Source organism: Shewanella sp. 0m-6, from assembly GCF_052977325.1.
In genome coordinates this window covers 1-5599 of sequence record NZ_JBRIMD010000056.1, presented here as the reverse complement: position 1 = coordinate 5599, position 5599 = coordinate 1, and the positions used below count along the sequence as shown (strand labels likewise).

Annotated in this window: 7 protein-coding genes; 2 read left to right on the top strand and 5 right to left on the bottom strand. The window is 43.9% G+C overall.

Annotated elements, in window-relative coordinates; translation table 11 throughout:
- Positions 1-125: 125 nt before the first annotated feature.
- The 5 genes from ACVBJC_RS20225 to folB are packed head-to-tail and all read right to left on the bottom strand — an operon-like array spanning position 126 to position 3635.
- On the bottom strand, positions 126-1025 hold the full coding sequence (locus ACVBJC_RS20225) for a L,D-transpeptidase family protein (RefSeq protein ID WP_447162699.1): 900 nt from the start codon (positions 1023-1025) through the stop codon (positions 126-128).
- A 53-nt stretch (positions 1026-1078) separates the two neighbouring features.
- A complete protein-coding gene (locus tag ACVBJC_RS20220; protein ID WP_447162700.1) occupies positions 1079-1912 on the bottom strand; it encodes a putative RNA methyltransferase in 834 nt (277 codons plus the stop codon).
- Positions 1913-1965: 53 nt separating this feature from the next.
- Positions 1966-2766, bottom strand: a complete 801-nt coding sequence (locus ACVBJC_RS20215) for an undecaprenyl-diphosphate phosphatase (protein WP_447162701.1) — start codon at positions 2764-2766, stop codon at positions 1966-1968.
- 23 nt (positions 2767-2789) lie between these two features.
- Positions 2790-3281, bottom strand: coding sequence for a 2-amino-4-hydroxy-6-hydroxymethyldihydropteridine diphosphokinase (gene folK, locus ACVBJC_RS20210; protein WP_447162702.1), 492 nt, complete (start codon positions 3279-3281; stop codon positions 2790-2792).
- Positions 3282-3635, bottom strand: coding sequence for a dihydroneopterin aldolase (gene folB / locus ACVBJC_RS20205; RefSeq protein WP_447162703.1), 354 nt, complete (start codon positions 3633-3635; stop codon positions 3282-3284).
- 312 nt (positions 3636-3947) lie between these two features.
- On the opposite strand from folB, the gene plsY reads away from it, so the two are divergent.
- Both plsY and ACVBJC_RS20195 read left to right on the top strand, forming a co-directional pair.
- Positions 3948-4550, top strand: coding sequence for a glycerol-3-phosphate 1-O-acyltransferase PlsY (gene plsY / locus ACVBJC_RS20200; protein ID WP_447162704.1), 603 nt, complete (start codon positions 3948-3950; stop codon positions 4548-4550).
- A 309-nt stretch (positions 4551-4859) separates the two neighbouring features.
- Positions 4860-5483: a 2OG-Fe(II) oxygenase gene (locus ACVBJC_RS20195; RefSeq protein WP_447162705.1), complete on the top strand. Its 624-nt coding sequence runs from the start codon at positions 4860-4862 to the stop codon at positions 5481-5483.
- The last annotated feature ends 116 nt before the right edge of the window (positions 5484-5599 follow it).

Genomic DNA, 5599 nt, shown 5'->3' with positions numbered 1-5599 from the left:
TTTAAAAACACTCGGATTTTGCCATCTTATAAAGATCGGTCAACCGATCAATAAACTGCTAAATGATCGGCATTACCCAATATGGACGCCTTTAAAATAATACCAATCAATAATCAACTTTACGATTAGCTTTGAATGTTCACCGGGATCCCAGCTTGAGTCAGTAACGCATCATTGGCTTTGCTGTAATCTACGTCTTCTTTACCAATAAACTCAACCACACCACGACTCATTTCACGGACCTTATCACTGCCACCGTTAGCCGTTGAAAGTGGCGAATGCACCTCGATTAATTGACGTCCATCAGGTTCTGTCGATGTTTTAACGGTTTCGTTGATAATCGTAACCTGGTCACCATATTTTACCTTATCGAACAACCATTCAATGTCATCAGGATTGAGACGAATACAGCCTGCACTAACACGCATGCCGATGCCAAAGTCTTTGTTTGTTCCGTGAATAAGGTAGCTGCCGTCGCCATAAGAAAGCTGAATGGCAAACTTACCTAATGGGTTATCCGGCCCAGCGGGAACCACACGAGGTAACTCTTCGCCAAGTTCCTCTAAGTGCTCTTTACGAATACTAGCAGGCGGTGTCCAACTTGGATTAGGAATACGTGACTTGATCTTAGTGACCATTTCAGGTGTTTCTCGGCCAATACGGCCAATTCCCACAGGGAACACATGCACTTCTTTACCGCCTTTAGGGAAGTAATATAAACGCAGCTCAGCTAAATTAATCACCACACCTTTATGAGGCACATCAGGCAGTAACATTTGCGTTGGGATCAATAAACGGCTACCAGGTGTTGGCAAAAATGGGTCAACGCCAGGATTAGACTCCATCAATTCCAAAATACCGATATTGTATTGTTTTGAAATCGTCTGGAAGAAGTCCCCCTTCTGTACGACGTGCTCTTGCAACTCCCCAACTAGGCGACTGCCATCTTGAGGAATTGAATAAACATTGGCAAATGAAGCCAGTGGCAAAAATGCCAAGATGAACAACAGCAAATTACGCATCATCAGTTTTTCAGTTTCCGATTAGTTGAATAAGCAAAGGTTAACCTGAGCACAGATTATTTTCTAGTCATCACGTTAATAACAAAGTCGATTTCTAATGTATCAAACTGAGCATGTTGAATTTGATGACGCACCTTATCATTCGCACGCCATGCATACGGTGTCATTTCAAGTAGTGCTATTGCCTGTTCGCCCGATACACTTGCCGTAAGAGATAAGCGCTCACTATGCTGCAACTCAAGCTCTTTAGGTAAATTATCACTAACTGGCTTTTCAGATAAGTCTGGGTAGATAAACTCACGAATTTGCCATAAATGCCTAGGACCCGCAGCCACTTGCAGTATCACGCCATCTTGCTTCAGTACACGAGTCAACTCTTTGCCTTTTAACTGCTTATCGATCAACGTGACCAAATCAAAGCTTTCATTGGCAAAAGGTAAGTGCTTCAACGTTGAAACGATATAGGTAGGACTCGCCTCCGCTTTAGCAGCAGCAAATATGGCATTCTCAGCTTCACCGATACCCGTTTGGGTTAATGACAGCTCGGGCTTTAACTCAGACAAAATGCCCTTTACCGTACGCAAGAAGTAACCATCACCACAATCAAAGTCCAGCTGAGACAAGGCCTCTGCGGAGATAACTTGAGGTAACTCAGCAATAACCTTGGCAATCGCTTGTGCTAGCGGAATATAGATCCCCGACTCAAGTACATAGCGCTTAGCACGCATCACTGCGCGTGAGTCTGCTTTAGGTTTTTTGGGTTGGCTAAACACCCAGTAGCCTTGCTCATTGATGTCAAAGTGATGCTTGTTTTCACAGTGCAAGCCTTTCGACTCTTCATGCACCATAAAGGGTGACTGACATACAGGACAAAGATAAATACTATTCATAACACGCTCATCAATTAGCTTGAATGCTTAAATTATAGGGTGACTTTATCTATTTACAGGAAGATAAAGCCACATAACACCGCACCTAAAGCGAGGCGATAAATCACAAATGGTGTCATACCCATCTTACTTATGATCTTCAAAAAGTAATGGATACAGATGTATGCCGCTATAAATGACACCACGATACCCAAACCCAGTGCTTGGTAATCGATAACTTGACCGCTATCGAGCAGATCTTTAGTGACCAAAATCGCAGCGCCTAAGCTCACAGGTACCGACATCAAAAATGAAAAACGTGCCGCGGCTTCGCGACTTAATCCTAGCATCAAGGCTGCGGTAATCGTAGCACCAGAACGTGAGGTACCTGGTATAAGCGCCATCGCCTGTGCAATACCAATCACAAGGGCTTTTTTCCAGCCGACTTGAAACTCATTAAACCCTTCACGCTGCATTTTATCTGCCCACCACAGTAATAGACCAAAAATAATGGTGGTGGCTGCAATCACTTCCATATTGCGAAAATGGGTTTCGATAAAACCTTTTGCGCTAAAACCAACAATTACAGCAGGAATAGTCGCTAAAATAATCCACCAAGATAACTTACTTTCTTGGGTTTGCTTACCTGTAACAATACTGCCTGTCCAAGCAGTAAACATTGATAACAGCTCGCGGCGGAAATACATCACCACGGCTAATAGCGATCCCGTATTGACTGCCACATCAAACGACAAGCCTTGATCTTCCCAGCCCAACAGCTGAGCAGGTAAAATAAGGTGAGCAGAACTTGAGATCGGCAAAAACTCGGTGAGACCCTGAATAAGAGCCAATATAATCACCTGAAAGGTATCCATAACTATCCTAAATCAAAAAAGGTTTACTTCGACCAGCTAAACTCTACTGGCCATAATGACTGCTGACTCTTGTCGTAGTTATCCCAAAGGGCTTGGTACGACTGTTGGACAACGGGGTGGATTAAAGAGGGAGCAATTTCCGCTAATGGCCATAAAACAAAGGCATTATAAAGGATCTCCGCTCTTGGAAGTTCTATTGGCTGAGTTGTAACGGTATCGTCATACAGCAATAGATCTAAATCTAAAGTTCTTGGGGCAAATTTCTTAGCCCCTTTCACTCGACCATGGTTCTGTTCAATCTGTTTAAAAGTGCTAACTACCTCAGCTATCGGTAACTCAGTTTGGGCGGCAACCACCATATTAAGAAAGTTAGTCCCTTCAAAACCCACAGCTTCACTTTCAAATACTGACGACAGTTCGAGCGCATCAAAATAGTCATTAAGATCGGTTAACGCAGCCTTAAGGTGACGTTCAGGTTCGATATTGCTACCAAGGCTGATAAAAATCTTCGCCATCTATGCATAACCTCTTTCAATCTCGACACCCACTGCAGATGCTGTGGGCACCGCTCCCGGCTTCATCACTTTAACTTTGACCCAAGGCACATTAAATTCACTCATCACACAAGCTGCAATCAACTCAGCTACGGTTTCAATTAACTCTATCGGCTTTTCGGTGATCAACGCTGTCAATCGGTTCGACACCGTTTCATAGCAAAGGGCATGCTGATAATCATCACTTGCTGCTGCAAGTCGATTATCCCAAGCCATGTCTAAGTCGATAAGCAAGCTCTGATGGATCTGTTTTTCCCACTCATAGATCCCGATTACGGTTTCAATTCTCAGTTCTCTAATCAGTACTTTATCCATGATGTCTCCAAAACGTTAATCAATGACTCTGAGGTCAGATAAGCTAAAACGAACAAAAGAGATATAATCCGCCCCAAAGCTGAAATATTACGCTAACGCTCTTTCTAACGAGACCAAACCAAAGTAGGATAACTCTCGCTATATAAAGAATTATTAAATAATTGTCGCTTATGAGAGCAAGGCTGCGACCAAAGCATTTCAAACAATATTTTATGTACTCGTTATGTGTTTAATTCATCTGTAACCAACAAAACACACAAGCACATTTTTTATGTGGCGCGATGATACCCTAAGAAGGATAAGGAAACCAATTTGACCGTAACTGTACTCACAATCGTCATGATCTTGGGCGCCTATTTGGCAGGCTCAGTGTCGAGTGCTGTTTTGGTGTGTAAGCTACGTGGTCTTCCCGATCCCCGCACCCAAGGCTCAGGGAACCCTGGCGCGACCAATGTGCTACGGATCGGTGGAGCCAGTTCTGCCGCGTTAGTGCTATTTTGCGATATGTTAAAAGGCGCCGCTCCCGCATACTTAGCCTTTAGACTTGGTGTCGACCCTATCGCATTGGGCGTGATTGCTATTGCCGCCTGTCTTGGGCATATTTTCCCAGTCTTTTTTGACTTCAAAGGCGGCAAAGGCGTCGCAACAGCATTCGGTGCTATGGCTCCTATCGGTCATGACCTAGCACTATGGTTAATGGGCTCATGGATTGTCATCCTTCTACTCACACGTTACTCCTCTTTCGCGGCAATTTGTACCGCGTTACTGGCTCCGGTATACACCTGGTGGCTCGATGACAGATTTACTATCCCAGTAGCCATGCTCTCGACGCTGATAGTAATTCGTCATAAAGACAATATTAAACGCCTGCTTAAGGGTGAAGAGTCTAAGATTTCTCGAAAAAAGCCATCGTGATATTAAAACAAATGCCTTTAACAATTGATTAGCTCGCTAGGATTAATCTCTGTACCTGCCCCTTTCAGCTTTCTTCTGCACGACCTATTTACACGAAAGAGTATTTTAGAAATTGCTTTTTAACTAAGGCTACCTATACTTGCTGCGATTGCTTTTTATCCATCGCGGACTATAACCGCGCCGATTTTGATTGAGTTGCTAGCTTGACCGAGCCGCAACCCGTTCTGACACTACCTCGAATACAGCGCTCAGCCTCTTTGAGCCTGCCAGTAAAGCTATCGTGTTCTCTCCTTTTGAGTACCTTTTGTTATGGTTCCACAATTAAGTGAAGCTGTGATGGATACCATTGCCGATGCATTGGTTGAAACCGGCTATATCGTTCTGTCCGACGCGCTACCGTTATCTGTATGTGAGCAGTTATTACAAAGCTCTAAAAGTGCCACTTGGGACGACTTTCGACCTGCGGCGATTGGACGTGGTGGCGAACAGCAACGCGTAGAAACGATACGCAGCGATAAAATTCGTTGGCTGTCAGAACAGCGCCCTTCAGACAAACTCTACCTTGAACTCATGACACAGCTTCGCGAGGGCATGAACAAACGACTGTTTTTAGGACTATTTGATTTTGAGAGCCACTACGCCATTTATGAGCCTGGTGCATTTTATCAAAAACATTCAGATGTATTACAAGGAACAAGAAATCGCATTTTAACCTCAGTCCTGTTCCTCAACCATGACTGGCAACCCGAGCATGCTGGTGAATTGATCGTATATGATAAAAGCGATAATAAACTAGCAACCATTACGCCTGAATTTGGTAAATGGGTGGTATTTTTAAGCGAACGCTTCCCCCACGAAGTACTGCGCACCGGAGTTAACCGTTACAGTATTGCGGGCTGGTTCCGTGTGAGTAACGCTAACCACGGATTTTAATAGATATACTGTAGTCATAAAAACGGCGCTCAATGAGCGCTAATGCCGATCATTTAGCAGTTTATTGATCGGTTGACCGATCTTTATAAGATGGCAAAATCCGAGTGTTTTTAAAC

Coding starts and splice junctions, on each gene's coding strand:
- ACVBJC_RS20225 (WP_447162699.1), bottom strand. CDS start 1,025: ATGATGCGTAATTTGCTGTTGTTCATCTTGGCATTTTTGCCACTGGCT.
- ACVBJC_RS20220 (WP_447162700.1), bottom strand. CDS start 1,912: ATGAATAGTATTTATCTTTGTCCTGTATGTCAGTCACCCTTTATGGTG.
- ACVBJC_RS20215 (WP_447162701.1), bottom strand. CDS start 2,766: ATGGATACCTTTCAGGTGATTATATTGGCTCTTATTCAGGGTCTCACC.
- folK (WP_447162702.1), bottom strand. CDS start 3,281: ATGGCGAAGATTTTTATCAGCCTTGGTAGCAATATCGAACCTGAACGT.
- folB (WP_447162703.1), bottom strand. CDS start 3,635: ATGGATAAAGTACTGATTAGAGAACTGAGAATTGAAACCGTAATCGGG.
- ACVBJC_RS20195 (WP_447162705.1), top strand. CDS start 4,860: ATGGTTCCACAATTAAGTGAAGCTGTGATGGATACCATTGCCGATGCA.